General features: G+C 38.3%; 17 protein-coding genes and 10 tRNA genes. 4 read left to right on the top strand and 23 right to left on the bottom strand.

What is annotated here, in order from left to right; all coding sequences use genetic code 11:
* Window positions 1-107: 107 nt before the first annotated feature.
* Window positions 108-395, bottom strand: coding sequence for a 50S ribosomal protein L25 (gene rplY, locus JCM15074_RS02875; RefSeq protein ID WP_025819807.1), 288 nt, complete (start codon window positions 393-395; stop codon window positions 108-110).
* A 301-nt stretch (window positions 396-696) separates the two neighbouring features.
* Here rplY and JCM15074_RS02870 point away from each other — a divergent pair, with 301 nt between their 5' ends.
* Window positions 697-1,083, top strand: coding sequence for a hypothetical protein (locus JCM15074_RS02870; protein ID WP_025819806.1), 387 nt, complete (start codon window positions 697-699; stop codon window positions 1,081-1,083).
* On the opposite strand, the gene JCM15074_RS02865 is transcribed toward JCM15074_RS02870, so the two are convergent.
* The 10 genes from JCM15074_RS02865 to uvrY form a co-directional block, all read right to left on the bottom strand.
* Window positions 1,073-1,675 carry a prepilin-type N-terminal cleavage/methylation domain-containing protein gene (locus tag JCM15074_RS02865; protein WP_148300719.1) on the bottom strand — a complete coding sequence of 201 codons (603 nt, stop codon included), beginning with the start codon at window positions 1,673-1,675 and terminating at the stop codon, window positions 1,073-1,075. The two genes, JCM15074_RS02870 and JCM15074_RS02865, sit on opposite strands and share 11 nt — an antisense overlap.
* Window positions 1,676-2,198: 523 nt before the next feature.
* A tRNA-Leu gene (locus JCM15074_RS02855) sits at window positions 2,199-2,284 on the bottom strand.
* Between the two features lie 32 nt (window positions 2,285-2,316).
* A tRNA-Cys gene (locus JCM15074_RS02850) sits at window positions 2,317-2,387 on the bottom strand.
* Window positions 2,388-2,435: 48 nt separating this feature from the next.
* Window positions 2,436-2,511: transfer RNA gene (locus tag JCM15074_RS02845), tRNA-Gly, on the bottom strand.
* Between the two features lie 44 nt (window positions 2,512-2,555).
* Window positions 2,556-2,640: transfer RNA gene (locus JCM15074_RS02840), tRNA-Leu, on the bottom strand.
* Between the two features lie 32 nt (window positions 2,641-2,672).
* Window positions 2,673-2,746 (bottom strand) — tRNA-Cys (locus JCM15074_RS02835).
* Window positions 2,747-2,758: 12 nt separating this feature from the next.
* Window positions 2,759-2,834 (bottom strand) — tRNA-Gly (locus tag JCM15074_RS02830).
* Between the two features lie 182 nt (window positions 2,835-3,016).
* Window positions 3,017-3,565 carry a CDP-diacylglycerol--glycerol-3-phosphate 3-phosphatidyltransferase gene (gene pgsA, locus JCM15074_RS02825; RefSeq protein WP_025819803.1) on the bottom strand — a complete coding sequence of 183 codons (549 nt, stop codon included), beginning with the start codon at window positions 3,563-3,565 and terminating at the stop codon, window positions 3,017-3,019.
* A 46-nt stretch (window positions 3,566-3,611) separates the two neighbouring features.
* Window positions 3,612-5,444, bottom strand: coding sequence for an excinuclease ABC subunit UvrC (gene uvrC, locus JCM15074_RS02820; RefSeq protein ID WP_025819802.1), 1,833 nt, complete (start codon window positions 5,442-5,444; stop codon window positions 3,612-3,614).
* Between the two features lie 39 nt (window positions 5,445-5,483).
* A complete protein-coding gene (gene uvrY, locus JCM15074_RS02815; RefSeq protein WP_025819801.1) occupies window positions 5,484-6,128 on the bottom strand; it encodes a UvrY/SirA/GacA family response regulator transcription factor in 645 nt (214 codons plus the stop codon).
* 743 nt (window positions 6,129-6,871) lie between these two features.
* Here uvrY and JCM15074_RS02810 point away from each other — a divergent pair.
* Window positions 6,872-8,299: an endonuclease/exonuclease/phosphatase family protein gene (locus tag JCM15074_RS02810; protein ID WP_025819800.1), complete on the top strand. Its 1,428-nt coding sequence runs from the start codon at window positions 6,872-6,874 to the stop codon at window positions 8,297-8,299.
* 145 nt (window positions 8,300-8,444) lie between these two features.
* Here the strand turns inward: JCM15074_RS02810 and JCM15074_RS02805 are convergent.
* The 7 genes from JCM15074_RS02805 to JCM15074_RS20610 all read right to left on the bottom strand — a co-directional run bounded on the left by JCM15074_RS02805 (window position 8,445) and on the right by JCM15074_RS20610 (window position 14,592).
* A tRNA-Ser gene (locus JCM15074_RS02805) sits at window positions 8,445-8,534 on the bottom strand.
* An 84-nt stretch (window positions 8,535-8,618) separates the two neighbouring features.
* Window positions 8,619-9,791: a nicotinate phosphoribosyltransferase gene (gene pncB / locus JCM15074_RS02800; RefSeq protein WP_025819799.1), complete on the bottom strand. Its 1,173-nt coding sequence runs from the start codon at window positions 9,789-9,791 to the stop codon at window positions 8,619-8,621.
* A 343-nt stretch (window positions 9,792-10,134) separates the two neighbouring features.
* Window positions 10,135-10,224 (bottom strand) — tRNA-Ser (locus JCM15074_RS02795).
* Between the two features lie 106 nt (window positions 10,225-10,330).
* Complete coding sequence (gene pyrI, locus JCM15074_RS02790; RefSeq protein WP_025819798.1) at window positions 10,331-10,786, bottom strand: aspartate carbamoyltransferase regulatory subunit; 456 nt, start codon at window positions 10,784-10,786, stop codon at window positions 10,331-10,333.
* A 1-nt stretch (window position 10,787) separates the two neighbouring features.
* Window positions 10,788-11,717: an aspartate carbamoyltransferase gene (gene pyrB / locus JCM15074_RS02785; RefSeq protein ID WP_025819797.1), complete on the bottom strand. Its 930-nt coding sequence runs from the start codon at window positions 11,715-11,717 to the stop codon at window positions 10,788-10,790.
* A gap of 478 nt (window positions 11,718-12,195) precedes the next feature.
* Window positions 12,196-13,674: an NCS1 family nucleobase:cation symporter-1 gene (locus JCM15074_RS02780; protein WP_025819796.1), complete on the bottom strand. Its 1,479-nt coding sequence runs from the start codon at window positions 13,672-13,674 to the stop codon at window positions 12,196-12,198.
* Window positions 13,675-14,334: 660 nt separating this feature from the next.
* The gene (locus tag JCM15074_RS20610) at window positions 14,335-14,592 is read right to left on the bottom strand and encodes a type 2 periplasmic-binding domain-containing protein (protein WP_025819795.1); all 258 of its coding nucleotides are present in this window, start codon (window positions 14,590-14,592) and stop codon (window positions 14,335-14,337) included.
* Between the two features lie 272 nt (window positions 14,593-14,864).
* Here JCM15074_RS20610 and JCM15074_RS24725 point away from each other — a divergent pair, with 272 nt between their 5' ends.
* Together JCM15074_RS24725 and JCM15074_RS02770 are read left to right on the top strand one after the other, a co-directional pair.
* Complete coding sequence (locus tag JCM15074_RS24725; protein ID WP_306302211.1) at window positions 14,865-15,071, top strand: YdhR family protein; 207 nt, start codon at window positions 14,865-14,867, stop codon at window positions 15,069-15,071.
* A 9-nt stretch (window positions 15,072-15,080) separates the two neighbouring features.
* Entirely contained in the window at window positions 15,081-15,452 is a 372-nt protein-coding gene (locus tag JCM15074_RS02770) for a hypothetical protein (protein ID WP_025819794.1), read from the top strand.
* A gap of 52 nt (window positions 15,453-15,504) precedes the next feature.
* On the opposite strand, the gene JCM15074_RS02765 is transcribed toward JCM15074_RS02770, so the two are convergent.
* From JCM15074_RS02765 to JCM15074_RS23400, 5 genes are all read right to left on the bottom strand, one after another.
* Window positions 15,505-15,594: transfer RNA gene (locus tag JCM15074_RS02765), tRNA-Ser, on the bottom strand.
* A 100-nt stretch (window positions 15,595-15,694) separates the two neighbouring features.
* Complete coding sequence (locus JCM15074_RS02760) at window positions 15,695-16,210, bottom strand: GNAT family N-acetyltransferase (protein WP_084266944.1); 516 nt, start codon at window positions 16,208-16,210, stop codon at window positions 15,695-15,697.
* Window positions 16,211-16,324: 114 nt separating this feature from the next.
* A tRNA-Ser gene (locus JCM15074_RS02755) sits at window positions 16,325-16,414 on the bottom strand.
* Between the two features lie 98 nt (window positions 16,415-16,512).
* The gene (locus tag JCM15074_RS02750) at window positions 16,513-17,010 is read right to left on the bottom strand and encodes a GlyGly-CTERM sorting domain-containing protein (RefSeq protein ID WP_025819792.1); all 498 of its coding nucleotides are present in this window, start codon (window positions 17,008-17,010) and stop codon (window positions 16,513-16,515) included.
* A complete protein-coding gene (locus tag JCM15074_RS23400) occupies window positions 16,953-23,285 on the bottom strand; it encodes a M4 family metallopeptidase (RefSeq protein WP_159105269.1) in 6,333 nt (2,110 codons plus the stop codon). Before JCM15074_RS23400 ends, JCM15074_RS02750 begins: the two co-directional genes overlap by 58 nt.
* Window positions 23,286-23,558 lie beyond the last annotated feature (273 nt).

The following is a 23,558-nucleotide window of genomic DNA, read 5'->3' as shown; positions in this document are numbered from 1 at the left end:
TTTAAACAAAGTCATCATCGACCACCGTAATAGTCTAACGCTCATCATTTCATAAATTATAGATACAAAAAAAGCGCCCTTAGGCGCTTTTACATATAAGCTTAAAATTAAGCGTATACGAAGTCGATGTGCTCAACTAATGGCTTGAATACGTGGCGCTGGATAGCTTGTGCACGTACTTTAACTTCAGTACCATCAAGAACGATAGTTAGATCGTTGTTGTAGAAATCAGCATTAGCTTGAATGTTGATAACATCTTTATGTTCGAAAACAATAGATACTGGCTCTTTACCAGCACCATAGATAACTGCAGGTACTTTACCAGCATGACGTAGGCGGCGGCTCGAACCTTTCCCGATTTCAGTGCGGGTTTGTGCAACGATAGTGTAAGACATGATCTACTCACTTAAATAAAATTAAAATGTGCTACCACTTTCGACCAGCGATAGCTCGCGCTCTGTACTTAGAGCGCGCGAATACTAGCATGCAAGCCCGAGTTTAACAAGTAATAGTTAACTCATTACCACAGGCATGATCTGTATCGAGACAAGATACAGATATGACAACTAAGCTTAAATGTATCTAATACGTTGCATAGCAAATCTATTATCGTTATGCAATATAGAATTACAGAGGTGGATCACACTTTAAGCTAAATTTTGCTGATAATGTAGCCAAAAATAATTGGTGAAACTTATGAAAACAAAATTAATTCACTTAAAAAACGATATTTGTTTATGTCAGCAATTAAGCGTCGAACTGCAGCAAGCAATTACCCAAGCTGCTTTTATTCCAGACTCAATTAATATTTTATTAATTGAGTTTTTAACCTGTAATCAAGAACAACATCAAAAGCTCACTATTCTTAGTATTTTAATTAAACAGCTGGTTAGTACTGAATATTTACATAGACTAGCGGCTTATATTCAAACACTGGATCAATACGTTGCTCAATGGCAGCAGCAACCCAATATGCAGCAGCTGAATAATATTTCACAACTCGTTAATCAACTATCAACTGAGTATATTCAAGCGCTAGAAGCAATACAGTCTAATGAAAATTTAGCCAATATCACTTCGTAATAGTCAGAACAGATTGCGTGATCTTGGTTTGCCCTGTTGCAGGAAAATATTGTAATTGCCAATTTTTACTGCCGATCGTTGGATTATCAGCAATATAATTATAATAGCAATATGCATTTGGATTAGGTTGATCATCTTCATCATATAATTTGTCAGCTTGATACCAATAAACGATATCATTACCAGGTGCAAAAGAGGTGGCAGACTGAGCGACTAATTTATAATGATTATCTAATAATCCATACCATAACGTTTCACAATCATTACCTGTTAGTACGGTCCCTTCATTACCATATACTCCAGTATCCACACCTAAAGGATAACCCGTTTTAGATGAATCAATATTACCTTGTCCATAACAAGCTAAATCCTTCGCAAAACCATCCTTACCCGATGCTAACCAGCAACTATGATATAAGTTCACACTAGATTTAAAGGCACCAAAAACAGCTTTAATCGTTTTTTCATGTGCATCTTGTTGTAAATTAATAAACTTAGGAATTGCTACTACCGCAATAATCCCAAGAATAATAATCACTACAACTAATTCTATTAATGTAAAACCTTTATTTTTAGCAATTTTATGAATCATTGAACTACTTGCCTCATCACCCCAAGCATACCAACGATTGGAGTTATAATTTGAGCATTATTATACTGCTGCCATTGCAGCTATATGAGTTAATTATAGTTTAATAATATGGTGCAATGCAGCTCAAAAAGAAATGAATGACAGTGGCAGGAGTTAATGATGCTCCCAAAGGTCACGTTATTTTTAATGCTAAAGAGAACGGTGAAAATAAAAAACAGATTAATATTGAAATCTGTTCTTCACAAAAATAATGGTACCGAAGTCAGACTGGTTTCTCGTTAAACTGATATGTTCATTCATACCTAACTCATCACTAACTCATCGATACGGCTAAATTTGAGATATAAAAAAGCCCCGACAAATGTCGAGGCAATCTCTTAATATGAGCATAATGGTACCTGAGGTCAGGCTTGTATCTCATTAAACCGATAAGCTTATTCATACCTAACTCATCACTAACTCATCGATACTGCTAAATTTGAGATATAAAAAAGCCCCGACAAATGTCGAGGCTAATCTATAATGGTACCCGAGGCCAGACTTGAACTGGCACGCTTATTCAGCGAGGGATTTTAAATCCCTTGTGTCTACCGATTCCACCACTCGGGCGTTGTCGTGTGTCTTATTAACTTTACTCTATGGAGCGCGACCCGGAGTCGAACCGAGATCGGCGGATTTGCAATCCGCAGCATAGCCATTCTGCCATCGCGCCCTAAAGCATTTTGTAATCATTTAGCCTACGCTAAACAGTTACTGAATTTGGAGCGACATATCGGGTTCGAACCGATGACCTATACCTTGGCAAGGTATCGCTCTACCAACTGAGCTAATGTCGCATATTGTGTTACATTTTATACCACTTCACTACCACTTTAAAAAATGGTACCCGAGGCCAGACTTGAACTGGCACGCTTATTCAGCGAGGATTTTAAATCCCTTGTGTCTACCGATTCCACCACTCGGGCATAGTGTGTTTAACGTATTGTCAAACATATAGTGGAGGCGCGACCCGGAGTCGAACCGAGATCGGCGGATTTGCAATCCGCAGCATAGCCATTCTGCCATCGCGCCATCTGATAAGATTGGAGCGACATATCGGGTTCGAACCGATGACCTATACCTTGGCAAGGTATCGCTCTACCAACTGAGCTAATGTCGCATTCTCTTACTTAATTTAACCGCTTAAGATAAGCTTTTAAATTAACTTCTTATCTTAGCCAAGCAGCGCTAACTGCCTGACTACGGGGACGCATTCTACCGATTTGGTTACCAGTGTCAATTAAGAATTTGCATATAAATAACTGGTTGCACACTAAATAATCTTATTGCACTTATTTTGATCTATTCAGCGGTTAAATCCTTCCAGGCCGCCATAATATAATTAAGCATTGACCAAAAAGTGAGTATCGCAGCGATATATAATAAGACAAAACTTGCATATACCATCCAATCGTCGTACTGCCAGATTAATCCCATAATCGCAATCATTTGTGCGGCAGTTTTATATTTACCAATCCATGACACCGCAACCGTACCACGTTTACCAATTTCGGCCATCCATTCTCTAAGCGCTGAAATAACAATCTCACGACCAATCATAAAGAGTGCCGGAAGCGTCAGCCATATATTGGCATATTGATCGACCAACAATACTAGAGCAGCAGTCACCATCAACTTATCAGCAACAGGGTCAAGAAACGCACCAAAGCGAGTCGACTGTTTCAGCTTTCTAGCAGCATAACCATCTAATGCATCAGTTAATGCAGCAAACCAAAACACAAAGGCTGCAGCAAAGGGAGTCCATGTGAATGGCAAATAAAACACAACAATAAATACAGGTAATAAAACTAAACGAAAAAACGTTAATGCGATCGGTAAATTAAACGGCATGATAAAACCAAAAAAGTCAAAAAGCAGCGCCAATCTTGCCCTAATTTTAATCCCCTCGCAATGCATCATGTATAGTTTGTGCCATTTCTTGGCTAATACCTGGTACTTTTGCTAGTTCAGCCACGCTTGCACCCTTTACTTGTTGTAATCCGCCTAAGTATTGTAATAATGCTTGCCGTCTTTTGGGACCGACCCCAGCAATAGTTTCAAGTGTTGATGTATTACGCGTTTTTTGTCTTTTATTTCTATGTCCAGTAATAGCAAAGCGATGTGACTCATCCCGAATATGCTGTATTAGGTGCAATGCAGGTGAATCATGAGAAATAGTAAAACTTTGCTCTGAATCGCCATAAATAAGTGTTTCTAAGCCGGGTTTACGGCCCTCGCCTTTAGCAATACCAATTAGCATTGGCACTTTATCGATATTGACAAATTTTTGGTCAACTATTTTTTGAGCGATACGCAGCTGCCCTAAACCACCATCAATAAACAAAATATCAGGGATCTTGCCCAGCTCAGTGATTTTATCAAAGCGGCGGTTAAGTGCCTGATTCATTGCAGCATAATCGTCACCACCTGTAATGCCTGAAATGTTATAACGCCGATATTCAGCTTTATTAGGACCTTGTCTATTAAATACCACACAAGAAGCGACAGTGCTTTCTCCCATCGTATGGCTAATATCGAAACATTCCATTCTCGCAATAGGTAACGATAGCTCTAATATTTCTTCTAACAATTGAAAACGTTGCTCAACCGTATTGTTATGAGCAAGCTTGGTCATCACCGCATTGGTCGCATTCGTTTGTGCTAAGCGTAAAAATTTAGCCCGGTCTGAACGCACCTGAGATTTAATCTGTACTTTTTTATCAAGCGCAGTACTAATCGCACTGCTTAACGCATCCATTTCATCAAATTCATGCTGCAAAATGATTTCTGTCGGGATGGTACGTTGTATATCGGCATTAAGATAAAACTGTAATAAAAATGAACGTAATACTTCATTCAATTCGGTTTGTGCAGGAATGGTAGGATAGTAACTACGGCTACCGAATATTTTACCTTGTCGAATAAACAACAGATGGAAGCAGGCAATACCATTGGCATAATGCACGCCAATCACATCCATATCTCCACGCTCACCTGAAACCTCTTGCTGTTCACTGACTTTTCTAAGTGCCAAAATTTGATCACGAATACCCGCAGCCACTTCATAGTGTTGTTCAGCAGCAGCTAATTGCATATTCTCAACTAAACTGTTCATTACCTGCTTATCTTTACCCCGTAAAAACAGTTCAGCCAGTTTCACCTGTTCCATATAATCATCTTCGCTAATCATATTCACACAGGGGCCGCTACAACGGCCGATTTGATATTGCAAGCATGGGCGAGAGCGCGATTTATAATAGATATCGGTGCATTGCCTTACTGGAAATATTTTTTGCAGCAGATGCAAACTCTCACGAACCGCACCGCCATTAGGATAAGGACCAAAATACTTACCTTTCGCTCGTTGTGGGCCACGATGATAAGCTAATCGAGGGTGTTGATGCTGGCTGAGGAAAATATAAGGGTATGATTTATCATCACGTAACAACACATTATATTTCGGCATATATTGCTTAATATAATCATGCTCTAAAAGCAATGCATCAGTTTCACTGTGAGTTAAGGTGACATCGACATTGGCAATATGAGAAACCAAAGCTCTGGTTTTTACGTGGCCAACGTTCTTACGGAAATATGAGGAAAGACGTTTCTTTAGATTTTTAGCTTTACCAACATAGATAACAACATCATTAACATCATACATACGGTAAACGCCTGCCGATGTTGATAATGTTGATAAAAATGCTTTTGAATCGAAATCAGAAGACATAACAAAATAGGCTAAGAAAAACTTAGCCTATCTATGCCACTAGAACTGTCCAGTATCAAGCATTTTATAGCGAATCGCTAAACGCGTTAATTCAACATCCCCATTTATGCCTAATTTGGCAAATAAACGATAGCGGTAACTATTCACCGTTTTAGGGCTCAAATTAAGCTGTTCAGAAATATCACTAACTTTTTCACCATTGGTAATCATCAGCATGATTTGTAACTCACGCTCAGACAAAGATGTAAATGGATTATCATCGGTTTGATTAAACTGACTCAAAGCCATTTGCTGTGCAATTTCAGGCGATAAATAGCGTTGTCCATGGGCAACTTGTCTAATCGCTTGCGTGACTTCCTCAGGTTTAGAACCTTTAGTGAGGTAACCTGATGCTCCAGCTTGCATTACCTTGGTTGGAAATGGATCTTCACTATGAATACTTAACACAATAATTTTCGCATCGGGTTGGATTCGAATAATTTTACGTGTTGCTTCCAAGCCACCAATCCCTGGCATATTCATGTCCATTAAAATTACATCTGCTTCGTTCTTACGACACCATTGGACTGCGGCCTCTCCATCGCCACACTCACCAACGACTTTGATTCCGCGCTCATCTTCTAAAATGCGGCGGATTCCAGTACGAACCAAATCATGGTCATCAACTAAATATACAGAGATCAATTCGTTATCCTATTGCTTTTTGGTTATTTGGTCTTGCTCATTGTTAATCTAACTTAATTCAAACAAATTAAAAAGAGAGTTGTTAAATAAATGCAACAAAAATAACGACATTTATTATTAAGTTAGCTTTATTATTGCATCAACAAGTTAGTTCAGCATAGATTTAACTGATTAAAATTAATGCTTACTTAATTGAAAAATAAAGAATTGTAATATCCACACCTTTAACATTAGCTAACCCTAAAGTAAGAAGCAGTCGATATTCTAACGACGAACATTTTTTTAACATTATGTAATTGAATTGGATTTTGCTTAGATAAAGGCAAGAAATCAAAGTTAAATTTATAATTTCTTGAGCGATATAACATATATAAGAAAAACTTGATAAAAACGGTTAACCCCGAAAGTGTCTCAGCAAAAAATCATACACGAAATAGTTACGACTTAATGCGATAAAACCACGTTAAAGCAGACTAAATCGATCAACGCTTGGATCTGTAAAAATATCGCCACTATCATCACTATGGGTAGAAAAATTAGATAACACAGTTCCAGACTCTGATAGTAACTGTGATGCAGCTATAACTGCTGCGTCATATTGCCTAACACCTCTCATTTATACATATCGTAACAAAGCTAATATTGCTTGAGCTACATAAATAAAGTCTAATTCAGCTCGAATAATTCCCTCATAAGCAATCAATAATAACGCTGCTATCTGGTGTTATTAATGGAAAACAACAATGAAAAAAACACTGCTATCTGCCCTACTTTCTTCGTTCTTCTTACTTGGCTGTAATTCAGATGATACTGTTACAGTGCCAGAGCCGACACCAGTACAAGGTGTTAAGTTTGCTCAATTCAACTTAGCCTTTGCTGTCGATAACGATCCGACTGAAAACTATCAGCGCTGGGTGGGGTATATGGCGCTAACCGTAGCTGAACAAAATGCATTGATTGACGCGTGGAAACTCGATGTAGAATCTGGCTCAGTTGCCAATGAAGAGCAACATCTGTTAGCTGAACGCGTTATTCAAATCCGTAATATTGCCGCTATCATCCAACAAAATCGCCCAGACGTATTATTGATGAATGAGTTCAATAACGATGGCACCGCAACCGATACTCAGGTATTAGAAGGTTTTCAAAACAACTATTTATCAGTATCACAAAGTTTAAACAGTGTTGATGGTGGCGATAGATTAGAGCCGATCCACTATCCATTCGCGCAGAACTACGCGACCAACACGGGTATGACTACAACATTTGACTTAGATAATAACGGTCAAACAGGTGATGCTAACGATGCCCAAGGCTTTGGTTTCTACCATGGCCATTACGGTTTTACCTTGCTATCAAAATATGAAATTGATACTGCTAATACTCGTACATTCCAAAAGTTTTTACGTAAAGATTTACCAAGCGCAGTCAATCCTAAGATCGAAATCTGTGATAGCCCTAAACATAAAATTCCTGAGGGTATGAAGTGTGGAGATCTATGGTTTGAAGAAGCAGAATGGAATGAACTGCGTCTATCTTCTAAAAACCACGTTGATGCACCAATCATCATTGATACACCAGAAGGTAAAGTAACCGTTAACGTACTTTTAGCGCACCCAACACCATCTGGTTTTGATACTGTGACTTATAATAACCGTTACCGTAACAGCGAAGAAAACGAATTTTGGAACTTCTACATCAATGGTGAACAATCACTTTATGATGATCAAGGCCAAAAAGGCGGTTTCAGCGGTACACACTTTGTGATGATGGGTGACATGAACGCTGATAACGTTATTGGCTCACAAATCCATGCTCCACACGACGGTATTATCAAGTTCCTTGGTAATGATTTAGTTAATCAAAGCGTTGCACAAGTCGGTCAAGCACATACTCCAATCAGTGCTGGTGCTGCTGAATCAAAGAACCCAGCCAATAACTGGAACGGTACTCACCCATACCCTGAAATTCGTACCAGTGTATTTGGCTCTCGTGCAGATTATGCCGTGCCATCAGCCAGCTTAGAAGTGATTGATTCAGGTGTTTACTGGGTTGCTGAAGGTGAAACTGGCCGCTTATTATTCAATGACGAGCGTGTTGGTAAGTATGGTGATAGCAAAGAAATTTCATCAGATCACCGCTTTGTTTGGACCACAGTAAAAGTTAACTAATCTGAACTATTAAAGGTGTAATTGCCATAAACGGGTAATTGTTGCTATCACTGGCTGCAATTATCCGTTTTTTTATGTGTAGAGTTTTACTTTGTTGCAGATAGCAAAAAGGCGCTTAACCTAAGTTAAGCGCCTTCTCTAAATATGGCGGAGGAGCAGGGATTTGAACCCTGGAACGGGATAAACCGTTGCCGGTTTTCAAGACCGGTGCATTCGACCACTCTGCCACCCCTCCGACGCGATGCATAGTATATACATCACTTAATGATGTAAACCGATTTTTATCAATTCAAGCGCGTTTGCTGATTAAACAGGCAATTTATAGTGGTAATTGATACGCCTGCTTTAATAACTGGATATACTCAGGATCACGACACATGGTTTTACCGGGACTGTCAGATATTTTAGCCACGGGTAATCCATTACATTGAGTCATTTTCAACACAATATTCATCGGCACAACCCCCTCTAAGTCACAAGTTAGATTGGTACCAATACCAAAACTAATTTGTGCTTTTCCTTGAAAATGCTGATATATCGCTAACGCTTTATTAATGTCTAATCCATCTGAAAAGATTAATTTCTGTTGCTGTGCATCAATACCAAGTTGCTGATAATGAGCAATTGCTTTTTCGCCCCACACAATGGGATCACCACTATCTTGTCGCACTCCACTGTATTGCTGAGCTAGCGCTAAATCAAAATCCGCTAAAAACGCATCCATACTAATGCAGTCAGTGAGTGCAATCCCCAATGTTTGAGGATATTCAGATAACCAAGCTTGTAACGCCATGGTTTGACTTTGACGTAAATCACTTGATAAACGTTGGTGACCTTGAAACCACTCATGAGCTTGAGTACCAATGGGAGTCAACCCTAGTTGCTTTGCAAATAAATAATTACTTGTGCCCACTAAATGTTGTGGCACTTGTTCAGCTAATTGCGTTAATACAAATTGCTGCACTTGATGAGAAAAACGGCGACGACTACCAAATTCAATCAACTTAAAATCAGTAAACTCACTCTTTTTCAACTGTTCGATTTTAGCCTGTAACGGCTTAATCGCTTGTTCAATCCCTTTTAACGGATACAAACGTCTATTACGTACTTCACTAATAATTTCAAGAATAGGGATTTCCCATAGAATCACCTGATGCCATGGGCCATCAATGCTAATATTCAAACGCTGATTAGCGGTAGTAATCTGTACTTGTTTTGGATCAAATCGAAATCGAGATAGATAATCCAGATAATCTGCTTTATAAAAACCTAAACTGGCTAAATATTCGATTTCGCTATCAGTTATAGCAAGCCATTGCAGCTGATTTATTTCCGCTTTAATCTCATCCAGATAAGGCAAAAGATCTTCATTGTTACGACATTCAAATTCTAAGGTAACCTGAGCTTGTGGATAGAGATGCCATACAGCTTGCTGCATATGTAACTTATAAACATCAGTATCTAATATGCTGGAAATGATTGGGTCGTTCACAGAGGTTCCTAAGATAACTAAACAACAAAATGAAATTAATGGAGTAACTTTGACATAATCAAGAATAAATATAAAAGTGATATTGCCTGCTTTTAAGCTTTATCGGTATCAAATGTATTAAAAACAAACAAAACGTACATTTACTCAATATAAAGTCGGCTTTTACATAACAGTTTACTTAAAACTTATGTTACTTCCCATTGCAAACCATAATTCTAATTAGTTTCTAAATAACAACAATACAGAGCATTGGTAAATAACTATTACTGAATAGCAATAATATTTTGCCAAATCATAGATAGCAAAAAGGCGCTTAACCTAAGTTAAGCGCCTTCTCTAAATATGGCGGAGGAGCAGGGATTTGAACCCTGGAACGGGATAAACCGTTGCCGGTTTTCAAGACCGGTGCATTCGACCACTCTGCCACCCCTCCGACGCCGTGCATAATAGCTAGCACCAGAGAGATTGTAAACCATTTTATTTTGAAGCAAGCTTAATCGTTCACAAAAACAACAAGTTGCTGTAAAAATGGTTAATTATTAATGTAACTCAGTAAAAAGACCACTTAAGAAGGTTTTTTCACAATAATGGCATTTCAGCTTTAATTCACAGCCAGTTTCACGTACGTTGAATTTGCTAGTAACAGGCTCATTCAAGCTAATGCAGTTGCTATTAGGGCAAGCAAATACACCTTCAATACGATTTGGCATAGCGACTTTAAACTTCTTTACCACTTCAAAGTTATCAATCACGTTAACTGTGGCATTAGGCGCAAACAAAGCTAACTGGTTAGCTTGCTCTTCAGTAAACTGAGTATTTTCAATTTTGATCAGATCTTTCATCTCGCCGTGACTCGGTAAATTTAAACCAATCGTCATACGTTTTGATGCATCAGCTAATTGAAAGAATCGTAAAATTTTAATACCAGTACCCGCTGGAATATGGTCAATTACTGTACCTTGAGCAATTGCCTCAACTTGTAATTGTTTTTTCATCTTATACTCCAAACTCATTGGTCAATACTAACGCTAACAATGCTTGTCTTGCATACACACCATTTTCCGCTTGTTGGAAATAATATGCATAAGGTGTGCTATCCACGTCCGTTGTAATTTCATCAATACGCGGTAATGGGTGCAGCACTTTTAAATTCGACTTCACACCATGAAGTAACTCAGACGTTAAGATAAAGCTTGATTTCATATGTTGATATTCAGTTTCATCTAAACGCTCTTTTTGTACTCGCGTCATATACAGAATATCTAATTGCTCCATCACCCCATCAAGTCCTTCATGTAAAGTAAACTTGATACCTTTATTTGTCAGTTCTTCTAACAAATAATCAGGCATACCTAGTGCAGCAGGAGCAATAAAGTGGAACTCACAGCCAAACAGTGACAAAGCTTGTGCAAGTGAGTGTACGGTACGACCATATTTAAGGTCACCCACAAATGCCACTTGCAAGCCTTCTAGAGTCCCTTGCGTTTCATAGATACTAAACAGGTCTAATAAGGTTTGAGTTGGATGTTGATTTGAGCCATCACCGCCATTAATGACTGGCACAGAAGAGAACTCGCTCGCAAGTCTTGCCGCCCCCTCTTGAGGATGACGCATAAAGAATGCATCACAGTATGATGAAATAACCTTTACCGAATCGGCAAGTGTTTCACCTTTTTTACCTAACGACGTATTACCACCGTCAGGAAAACCAATAACACTGCCACCTAGGCGCTGCGCTGCAGTTTCAAAAGATAATCTGGTACGTGTAGACGCTTCAAAAAAACAACTCGCAATAATCTTGTTTTTTAATAATTCAGGGCGTGGATATTCTTTTAATTGATTGGCGGTAGAAACGATAAGTTCTAACTCTGAACGAGTTAAGTCAGGGATGGAGATAATATCTTTTTGATACAAAGGGTTATTCATTGGCACAGCATCCTATTCCGATATTTAATCGGAGAAAAATTATAACAGCATATTTTAAGGACGTATACTTAATGTTCGTACAAACAACAACTTTTATGTACTAATCATACCATTGTAGCAGTTAGCCATTATAATTAGATTAAAACCGCACAAAACAACAAAATCAAACTGGCCGCACAAAAATAAAAATTTGAAACCAATAAAAACAATAGATTACAATAAAAAAATAAAAACCTCACTTTCCAAGCTAAAAAAATACCAACTACAACCATCGCCTTAGATTAGACATTTAAATAGAAAATGTTTTTTATTTAAAACTTTAATGAGTAAATGCTATTTTTACACAACCTAAAGATTAAAAGTGCATCTTAACAATAAGTTATACAATACAATAAAAACCATTACGGCAAACAATCAATCGTACTTCAACATCATGAAGTACGATTAAAATGAACAAAAACAACCGATATCAGATCAATTAACGTACAGCAATGGCGTTATGAGCGTTACATCGTTTATCATAATACTTAATCACTAATAAATAGCTAATAAACGCTGTAAAAGCACCAATTACATATGAATTATCAAAAATAAACCGGCTAACATTAAAAAACTGAGATATTAAACAGAAAAATGTGATACTAAATAAACATACAATCGCAGTTACATTAACACCTTTACAATAATAGTAGCGCCCTTCAGTGACTTTATATAAATCAACAAAATCTACCTCTGTTTTATGTTCAAACCAATAACTTGCCATATAGATACCAGCCATAGGCCCTAAAAATGCAGCCAAATTACCTAAAACAACAAAAATATAATTATCAGGATCTGCTAACACACTCCATGGCTGCCCAAGTAACGCCAAAAAGCTCGCTAAAATTATCGCTTTCTTATAACTTAAATGCTTAGCAAACAATGAACTAAACACCATCCCTGGCGGTACTAAATTACCAGCAATATTGGTCGTAATTGTTGCAAGAATAATAAACATTGAAAAAATAATAACGACGAAAGGATTATCAAAACGCGCAACTAACTCTGCCGGATTCCAGATGGCTTCCCCAAATACAATTAATGAACCATTAGTCCCTATCACACCAACTAAACAAATAAAGAGTGTCATTATTGGTGCACCAATTAACTGCCCTACCACTTGTGCTTTTTGTGACACCGCATTACGAGTAAAATCAGAAGTATTCAATGCGAGCGTACCATCGAATGCAATCATGGCACTTAGTGCAGGGAAGAATAATAACCAAAATGAAATATGACCTTGTTCAGCAACTGTAGTTGTTAATAACTGATTCCAATCTCCATTTGCAGCTTGATATGCCCAATAAACAACAGCCACACCAAGAAAGACCAAAATTGGGGCTGCTAAATTTTGTAAAAATCTTATACCTTCAGCGCCATGATAAGCAATGTAGATATTTAAAATAAAAAACAGCCCAAAACTAAACCACAAATGTATGCCAATATTCGACCAAAGTTCAGCAAAGATCCCCGTTAAGACAGCATCAACGGCTTGACCGCCAATCCAACACTGTACTCCAAACCAAAAACAACCTAACAATGCACGAATTAGTGTCGGTAAATAATTGCCGACGGGTCCAAAGATCATTTTAGATAACAAGGCAAAAGATGCACCATATTTAGTACCAAAATGCCCTAATGCTACAGCAGGCACCATAACCAGTGTATGACCCAAAACAATTACCAATACTGCCTGCCACCAGTTCATCCCTTTAGAGATCAAACCAGAAGCAAGCATATAAACGGGAATGGAGATCATCATCCCTAGCCAAAGGGTAAAATAATTCCAACTAGTCCATGTTCTTGCGCTTTCAGCAATTGGCATTGAATCTTGACTTAAACAGTTTCGATATTCATTTATATTATTAATTTCAGCAGAACTAATATTTCGTATTTTGTCATTTATCAAACCAAACATACCTGCACTCCTTGGCTTTATAAACAATTTATAATTGAAGTCATTAACTGTTTATAAATAAAATATATTTATGATAAAGATATTGTTGAAGCTATAAAATTAACTATGAAATCCATCTATTACAGTGATGAAAATCAAAACATTCACAATATAAATCATAAAATAACTTTATTGCATGATACAAAACACATTTCGCATTAAAATGATACATTGAGCACAGTGATTCATTTAACCTACTCTATTACTTAATATTGTCCAAAAAAACAAGATCGAAACATAACCACCTGATTTATAAGTATAAAAATTTAACTCAATCTATTTACAAGTAGTTTCACAATATTAACTCTTCAAATCAAAATAACTGTCATTAAAAGTCGTCGATATTAAATGAAATAGCTATTTATTACTTCCATCTTATACTGTAGTTAAACCATAAATTAAACTGATAATGGCAAAAAATCAGAGCTAATCGAAAATTAATCCACCAGTATCTTTCCATTATTTGTACATTTAATCATTCGCAATTTATTTACCAAGCACCAACTCATTTTGAAATTTAAAAAACTTAAATTAGCGCTCACCAAATAACAAATCATCAATGCTAACGAATAGATTGAATCGCTATTTAAACTATGATTCATTGCGATAATGGATTATGGCTCACACGCCCGTTATTCGCCGATTGTAATAGCATGGCATAAAAATCTCTTGCTTCGGGGCCCGTTTAGGCAACGTCAAATGCAATGGCACTTGATATTGTTGCGCTTGCTCAATAGCAAGTACAGTAACTTTAGTATTCGCTCTATATTCAACAATATGTTTAGGCAAACGACAATAGCCAACGCCCCGCTCTACGGCTCGAAAAGCATGATCAAAATTATCGACAGTGATACGTTGTTTCGATTTTAACCAGCCCACATTTTGCAGTTCTCCCTGATTCGCTTCTCCACCTAGATCTCATATAACGATTTGTGGAACTTTTATATTTAATTTATATAGGTCATGATGGTTTTATCAAAAAAAGCATAAGTCACTCAGACTAAATATTGGACATTAACTTCAAATAAAACGAGAACTATTTATGACAAAGTTACTTCAGATTGATTTCAAATATAATGGTTCATTTGGTATAAATATGAGCAATTCGCTTATTAAACTGGTCAAATCAAGAAGCTGGACTCATCTGAAATATTTGGACTGAAAGCCGTCAAAACCAGTTAGAAGGTGGGATTTATCTTTTTGATAATGAAGTAAACGCACAAGCTTATCTAGCCAAGCATACAGTACGCTTACCGCAAATGAGGATTACTGATATTCAGGGGATTGTATTTGATACGAATCAATCACCTACCATTACTAATAATGGCCCAATACTGACAACCTTTAAACAAAAATAAGGAGGAAATATGACTAACAAAAACTTTTTAACGTTGCATGCGGCTATTTACTTGGTTTTTGCATTAGCACTATTTTTTATACCAAATATATTTTGGCCTATTTATGGTGTTGAGATAAATGATAAATATGCCTATTTTCTATCCCAACATACGAGTATTTTTCTAGGTGGAATCGCTGCTATTAGCTATATGTTAAAAGACATAGAACAAGGTGCTATCGCAAAAAAACTATTAACAGCACTATTAATAGCAAATGTATTAGGTACCATCATTACCGTGTATGCTGGCCTAACAGGTATCTTTGTCGGTTTCGGTTGGAGTGATCCGGCTTTCTTTACTTTTCTATCGGTCTTAACTTATCTACAACTAAGAAAACAATAACCGTTAGATAGCAAAAAGGCGCTTAACCTAAGTTAAGCGCCTTCTCTGAATATGGCGGAGGAGCAGGGATTTGAACCCTGGAACGGGATAAACCGTTGCCGGTTTTCAAGACCGGTGCATTCGACCACTCTGCCACCCCTCCGACAGGTGTGCATACTACAGATAGCATACGCTGCTGTAAATGTTTTTTTGTAAAATCAGCATCGTACGTTTATTTTTACAACAACTTGCTCAAAAAACACTTAATTTGGCTTAATTTCAAATAAATACAGATCTAAATCATGTCCCGGAGCTCTAAAGCCAAGCTTTAATAACAGTTGCTTAGAGGCAACATTTTCAGCACTTACGCCAGCAAACACTTGCTCAACTCGGCAAGATTCACCTAACCATGACATACACTGCCCTAAAACCTCAGATGCAAATCCTTGCCGCCAAAATTGATATGCTAATAAATAACCTAAGTGCACTTGTTTAATCACATCTTTATCGATAATGGCAGGATAAAGGAAAATAAAGCCCATCAGACAGTCATCAGTGTTATTTAAGATCACCAACACTTCTGCTTCAGCTTGCATCTGTTCCAACCAAGTTAGCGCTTGTTGTCTAGTCACAATATCTTGAAAATTGTCAGGCAACGATTGTACAACCTCACTGGATAAGGTTTGTATAATCTGATCAGCAATATTGGTTTTAGCTAACTGCTGATATTGCTGCGCGCTAATCACTTGCGTGCGGAGTGTGTTAAATAGCATATTCATTAGCCACTACAGCATTTCAACTTAACGATAATTTAGTGTAATTAAATATTACTTATAAGCAAACGCTAGATAGCAAAAAGGCGCTTAACCTAAGTTAAGCGCCTTCTCTAAATATGGCGGAGGAGCAGGGATTTGAACCCTGGAACGGGATAAACCGTTGCCGGTTTTCAAGACCGGTGCATTCGACCACTCTGCCACCCCTCCGACGCGTGAATATTACTCAGCTCCCCACTATTTGTAAACTGCTATTTTAAAAAATAGCGCCAACTGCTCAAAAGCAGATCAACTCGTTTAAAAACAGTTCAAGTTCTGTTTAATTGTTCAGCTTTACGAAAACCTGCAATAAATAACAGTGCTAATAACATCAGTAAATTAATACTGCCGCCACTGCCCTCTCCAGCATCTGGTTGCGGTTGCGGCTCAGGATCTGGCGTAATTGGTTTATCTTGTACCAATAATTGTAATGCTTGCTTTACCGTTTGCTGTCCATCACTCACCTGTACACCAAAGTTAAGCCAAGTGTCTTTATCGACTTTAGGTAAAGTTAATTCGATCACCCCATGCCTAAGTTGCTGGAAGCTAACATCTGCAGCAAACTGCCATGTAAACTGTAATGGGTCACCATCCGCATCCATCGACTGTGATGCATCGATTAACACTTTGGTTTGCTCTAATCCAGAATTAGCCATCTTAACCTTGATTTGCGGTGCATTATTTTTAGCCGTAGTAAAAGCCACTAACGTCAGCGCCACTTCGCCATTTTGATGACCATCATGATCTGCATCACCATTGTCTGCCAATGTAAGCCTAATACACTGACTCCCCATGCTAAACCTGCCTGATATTGGCTTGAATCAAGAGCAGGACAATTGCCCTGTTTATCCTTAACACTGGAAGCTATGCTATCTCGTGTTGACTCTTGCAGTGTTTGCCAACCCGATTGGACTTGATAGTGATATAACTGAGTTTGTACATCTACCACTAAATTATCATTGAGCGACACCACAATACTGGTATTGCCTCGATTAAGGGTTTCAGTCACAACAAGGTCGATGACGGGTGTCTGCGCTTTAAAACTCTCTTTCGTTGCAGCGGTTAACAAACAATTGTCAGTCGCTGTTATGCGCTCGCATAAGGACTGCCACTGCGATATAGAAATCCCCACACCTACCGAGTTCTTCGGCTCAATCAAGCCACGTATTTGCTGTGACCAAGCACCACTACGCAGCATTTGTGCCTTATCACTACTCACTGGTAATCCTTGATTGATGTGTAATCTTGATTGCGCACTATCATTATCGACATAGTTACTGATGCCATCGAGATCATCATCAAAATAGCCTTCATCTATATCTGCTATACCATCTTTATCGGTATCGGCTTGAGTCAATTGTGCTTGATTAGTCACCAATACCAACGGTAGTTGATAATGCCTTTTATAATCGACCGTTGTGTCTGTAACCGTTAATGAATAATCACCTGCACTGAGCTTGGCCGGATCTAGCTGTAATTGATAAGGCGCGCGCTTAACCACTGCACTCGCTAATGGCTCATCAATTACAAATTCAATTGGCGGCATCACGTCATCTTGCTCACTTCCAATGATCTTAGCGGTTACTGTGACCAGCCCTGCTTGCATATTGATTTGATTCACCGCGCGCTGTTGTTGGCTGACTTGTATCTGTAACACGCCAGCGCCATGTTGATGAGCTTGCACCTGAGCCGTGACCTGTTCGCCTAACAAGGCATGCTTTGCACTCAGTAGCGTTAATTGGCTACCAGCGTCTATTTTATCAATCGCAATATTGCCTTGCTGACTTTGATCTATCACTAATTGTGCTTGCTGATAGCGACCATCTTGTTGCCATTGATACTGCACAGTCACCGGATAAGTCACCGCCTGACCAGACAACACGACCTTGGCTTGTAGATGACCTTGATGAGTCATCATTAGCTTAGGCGCAATGGAGACTAATGGCACAATATGCACAACAGCGGTTGCGTTTGCATGATTACCTGACGCATCTGTAGCAGTAAGTGGCACCTGCTGTGCGCCGGAACGGTAGGCTTTAGGCTGCGCAATTTTAACGGTAATATCACCATCAACTTTATCAATAGCATACAGGCCTATATCTCCCGCTAACCAAGTAAAGTAACCTTGTGCTGAAATTTGTTTAATTTCATTACTGCTAAATACGGGCGCTTGAGTATCCTGCACTATTAACTGTTGTTTAGCCTGTGATTGGTTACCTGCACTGTCGGTTGCAGTCCAAACAATTTGATATTGGCCTAACGCCAATGCTGAAGCCAAATTATGGCTAACCGTCGGTGGTAGCCAACCATTATCGGTCACGCCACCAGCAGGAAACTCAATCTCAGTCAGTGGCCCTTGCGCTTCGACATAAAGCGTATCAGCCAAATGGAATACCGGCGGTAACAATGAGCCTAATGTTGGATCTAATGGTACTTCATCTTCACCATCGTCAATACCATCATTGTCGCTATCCGCTTGATTGATATTACTGCCGATTTGATATTCCTGAGCATTGATTAAGCCATCATTATCATTATCCAATAACGCATCGCTGGCATCGGTATTTGATAAACCATGGCTTAATTCCCAAATATCATTTAAGCCATCACCATCTTGATCAATCTCAACTTGTTCGCCATATCGAATATTATCAATCCAAACCGAATCTTCGCCTTTATCAGAAAACTTGTCTTTGACATATTCGAACCTGAGTTTGTGAATACCACGCGGAATTGCCACAATTTGCGTACGCCACTGGATAATGCCGCTCAATTGCAAGGTCAGTTTATTATCAATATAGAGGTTAAATTTATCACAGCATGATTCTGTTGAAGTTTTAATATCAAACAAGATATACGACGATTTAAACAGATGCTGAAGTTCTATTTGCGCCCGTTGCAATGGACCAATGTTATCCGCCTTTAAACTGTACTTGCCCTGGGTTGCATAAGCATCGCTAATCACCCAGCTCGCATCAGCTTTAGTGGGTTTATACCAATTAGCCGGAACACTATTATCCTCAAATGACCATATATGTTGGCTAGCAAATTGAGGGATATCGTTAGCATCATTAGGATCTGTCGCTGCAATAAACTCCATATAATTACTATAGCCATCAGCATCATTATCTAATTGAGCATCTTGTTTATTATGAGGATTAAGTTGATGCTGCACCTCCCAACCATCAAAAATATGGTCAAGATCGGTATCGATGTGTCGTGGTAATGTTTTAGCCTTAAATTCGGCTAAATTATTTAAACCATCACCATCGCTATCAATCAGCGCATCGTTTTTATCACTAATATTAAATTGATTGGCAAGTTCCCAAGCATCAAGCATACCATCCTGATCATGATCCAAATTTGAATTCTCTGGCACGATAACCACATTATCAAGCGCAAAATGAGCTTGTGCATTTGCTCCTTGATATTGCCAACGCAGACAATTAGCTCCGGCATTCACTTTAATGACTTGGGTTTGCCATTGAGCCGTCTCGGTTAATACATGTTGGCTGTTGTCACCGTGTAAACTTAGCTGCGCATGTTCTAATTGATAATCAAAAACAACATAGCCTTGTTTAAACATACCGCAAACTGCGAGTTGATTATTCGTCATCGCCCCTGTTATTGCTAAGCTCACCAAACCTGCGGACGCTTTAGCTTGAGTAAAGTGCCACGGGCTATTTGATAAGGTGAACATTTGCCATGGCGATGTTAGTTGCGATTGTTCAAAAGAATCCGCAAAACTAACCAATGCTTGCGGTTTATTAGCCGCATTATTGGGATCCGTATTGGCTAAAAATTCCTGTAATTGGCTAAAACCATCACGATCGATATCAGTAGTTGCATCTGACTTATCCAGAGGATTAAGTTGATGAGTCACTTCCCAACCATCATCAATACCATCAGCATCTGAATCAGCAATCGTTGCCGATGTGCCTAATTGAAATTCGCGTAAATTAGTTAAACCATCATTGTCGGCATCCCAAGAGGCATCTGCGCTATTACTGATATCAAGATTATTAGCAAGTTCCCAATAATCAGGCAGTCCATCAGCATCGATATCTTGAGTCGAGTTAATTGACACTAAATGTACATTATCAATGACTAAGCGACTATTTTTAGCACTCGACTTTACTGCTATTTTGAGCCAGTTAATGCCTGCATTGATATCAATAATTTGTTTACACCACGTCGCTGAAGGTTGCAATGATAATTGTTGGTGTCGAGTCAGTAGACTCGCCTGCGCAGTGCTATTTAACTGATAATCAAACACTAAATAGCTCTGTTTAAATCGACCTGATAACGCAAGCTCAACATCAATATTAGCTTTACCGTCAAAAATTAAGCTTTGCCCTTGAATCGCGAGTTTTTTAACTTGCCAGTTAACTCGGTGGTTAACTAGATGACGCCATCTTGCGGTATTTAAACCTTGACTAAAATCATCATAAAAATCGTCAATATCTGCTGGCGTCGATTGTTTATTGTTAGGCTGACTGCCACCAATATATTCAGATAATGCATCAATACCATCGGCATCAATATCAGTATTGGCATCATCAACTAACGGATTTAAGCCAAATTGCAACTCAAAGCCATCATTAATCAAATCGCCATCGCTATCAGCATTATCAAGTAAGGTTTGTTGCTGGAACTCTTGTAAATTCGATAAATAGTCACCATCCCAATCTTGCTGGGCATCAGCGGTTAAGGTGGGATCTAAGCCATGTTGCAGTTCCCAAATATCAGGGATCTGATCACCGTCAGCATCACCATCAAAAGCGCCATAACTGACTTTATCAACAAAGATAAAGCTGCTATCACCACAGTTACCCGTTTGATAGCGCCACGATACTTTATGCAAGCCCGCTGTTAACGGATAGTGGTAATTTTGCCATTGTGCATTCGCTTTTAAACTCGCCACAGGTCTGCCATCAACCATGACAATTAATTGAGCTTGGCAAACATTATCGCTTTGCTGTTTAAAATTAAAATGCACATAGCCCTTAGCAAAGTAACCTTGCCAATCTAATTGTGCTTCAGCTACCGCTGAGCTAACACTGAGCGCCATATTGCCATCATAAGCCGCTAGGTTACTGGGCTGCCAACTGTCTGATTGCCAATTATGCGGTAACTGTTGCTGTTCAAATGAATAGGTTTTTTGACGAATTAATTCAGGTTTTTGCTTGGCATTACGAGGATCGGTCGCCAATACAAACTCAACTAGGTTAGTGAATCCATCCTGATCGATATCTTGGTTAGCATCACGCTTATCTAACGGCAATAACTGATGCTGTACTTCCCAACCATCACTCATGCCATCTTTATCAGTATCAGCATAAATTGGGCTGGTTTTGTACTGCACTAATTCGGCTTTATCAGTTAAACCATCACTGTCACTATCGGCAAGATGTGGATTGGTTAATGCATTGAACTCTTCAATATTGGTTAAACCATCGCTATCAGGATCGAAACCTGCATCATTACCATTAATATCTAAATCGTGCGCCTTTTCCCAAAAATCTGACATGCCATCATGATCTAAATCTAATTCTGGTAACTGTTGACATTGCACGCCCACCACAGCAAATGCATCAATCACATCAAAAGGGTTATAACCGAGATCGGCAGCACTATTAATAACGCCACAAGCGGCTGAATTAAAATCAGTATTTGGCAACCAATAGTTTTTATTGGCATATAACATGGCACTAAATGCTTTGCGCACATTCCATTGTGGTTTATGCGCCAGCAGATAGAAGGCGTGATTAAAGATACCACTACCAAAGTGGACATCCATTCCTTCTTGATAATCCTTAATATGGGCAACTGAGATCCCATCTTTAGTTGGATCATCAAAATAGCGCATAGCAGGCTTATGCTTGCTGATATCAGCACCGACTAACCAATCATTTTCACCTTTAACAAAGTACTCTACTGCCTCGCCCGCCATATCTGAAAATGACTCATTAATGGCACCAGACTGCCCCCAATAAATGAGTTTTGAATGTTGGCTGGTAAAACCATGGCTGACCTCATGGCCAACAATATCCAACGACACCATTGGGAAGTATTTATTGCCACCATCACCAAAACTCAATGCACTGCCATCCCACATCGCATTTTCAAAATTTTGACGATAATGCACTCGCATAATTAATTTTTTATCGAGAGGTTTAATGCCAAACCACTGCTGATATAACTCAACCACATTGGTGGCAAAGGCGTGGGCATCATTTAATGGCGAAAAAGCGCCATTAACTTGTTTATATTCATTATTTCCGCAACCAAATTGGTAAGGCGTAGTATTAGTCGTGCCATTTTTCATATCAATAGTCATGACATTGTCATTATTAAACTGACATTGCCCATTGCTATGGCTGACATCTAAGAATGGATAATCTTGGCCAAATTGATACTGGCCGACTTTAATATTACCACCGGGGCCGGTTGCTTGTTCAAACTGTAAGTTATTCCAATATTTAAGTATTTTACCGCTTTCGAGATCAATAATAATCGATGGAATAGCAATATTCCCTTGTGTATCGGTTATTTTCTTTTGTACAAATAAACTTAAATAAGCATGACCATCATCAATATAAATATATTTATTTCGTTCAAGTTCCTGACTATTATTTCGATCAAACCATCTAAATTTTGACAATATAAAACCATCAATGTCATCATCGACATTAACATCTTTATAATAAGTTGTATTTTTATCAAGGATTATATGATTATTGATGATTTTTCCATTTATATTATAAATATTGCTCGCTTGTTTATGTAATATAACTTGATGCGACCAAATTGGAATACCAGATAAATACTGTTGATAACGCTCATGCTTAATATCCTGATTAGCCAAGATATTGTCTAATTTAGTGGCGAGAATGATAGGTTCAAGATAAGGCTTATCAGCATCTACAGTTAACAAGCGCGTACCTTGTTTACTGCCCATCCCTAACGCGATTTGATTTAAAATGTCATCCTTATCTTGCAATGAAACGTTGTCAGCTGCTACAGCAGCGCCAAAACTCATGCATAGCAAAAGTCCAAGCATATTTAATACTTTATAATTCATAATATTACATATAATAATGGGCATTAATAACATTTAGCTTTTGCATATTATTTTTATAAAACAATCGCTAATGATGAGTTCTGTATAAAACAGGAATAATGAATAACTCTATTCATTGAATAATATTATATAGAAAGCTTTAGTCGTAGTTAGTTATACAGATCACAATTATTAGCCAAGCCTAATATTAAATTATCTCCACATTTGCAAATAACGATTTTATTAATCTCA

The organism is Shewanella marina JCM 15074, from assembly GCF_000614975.1.
Lineage (GTDB): Bacteria > Pseudomonadota > Gammaproteobacteria > Enterobacterales > Shewanellaceae > Shewanella > Shewanella marina.
Note: the sequence above shows the minus strand (reverse complement) of the source record. Positions and strands in the feature narration are given on the sequence as shown.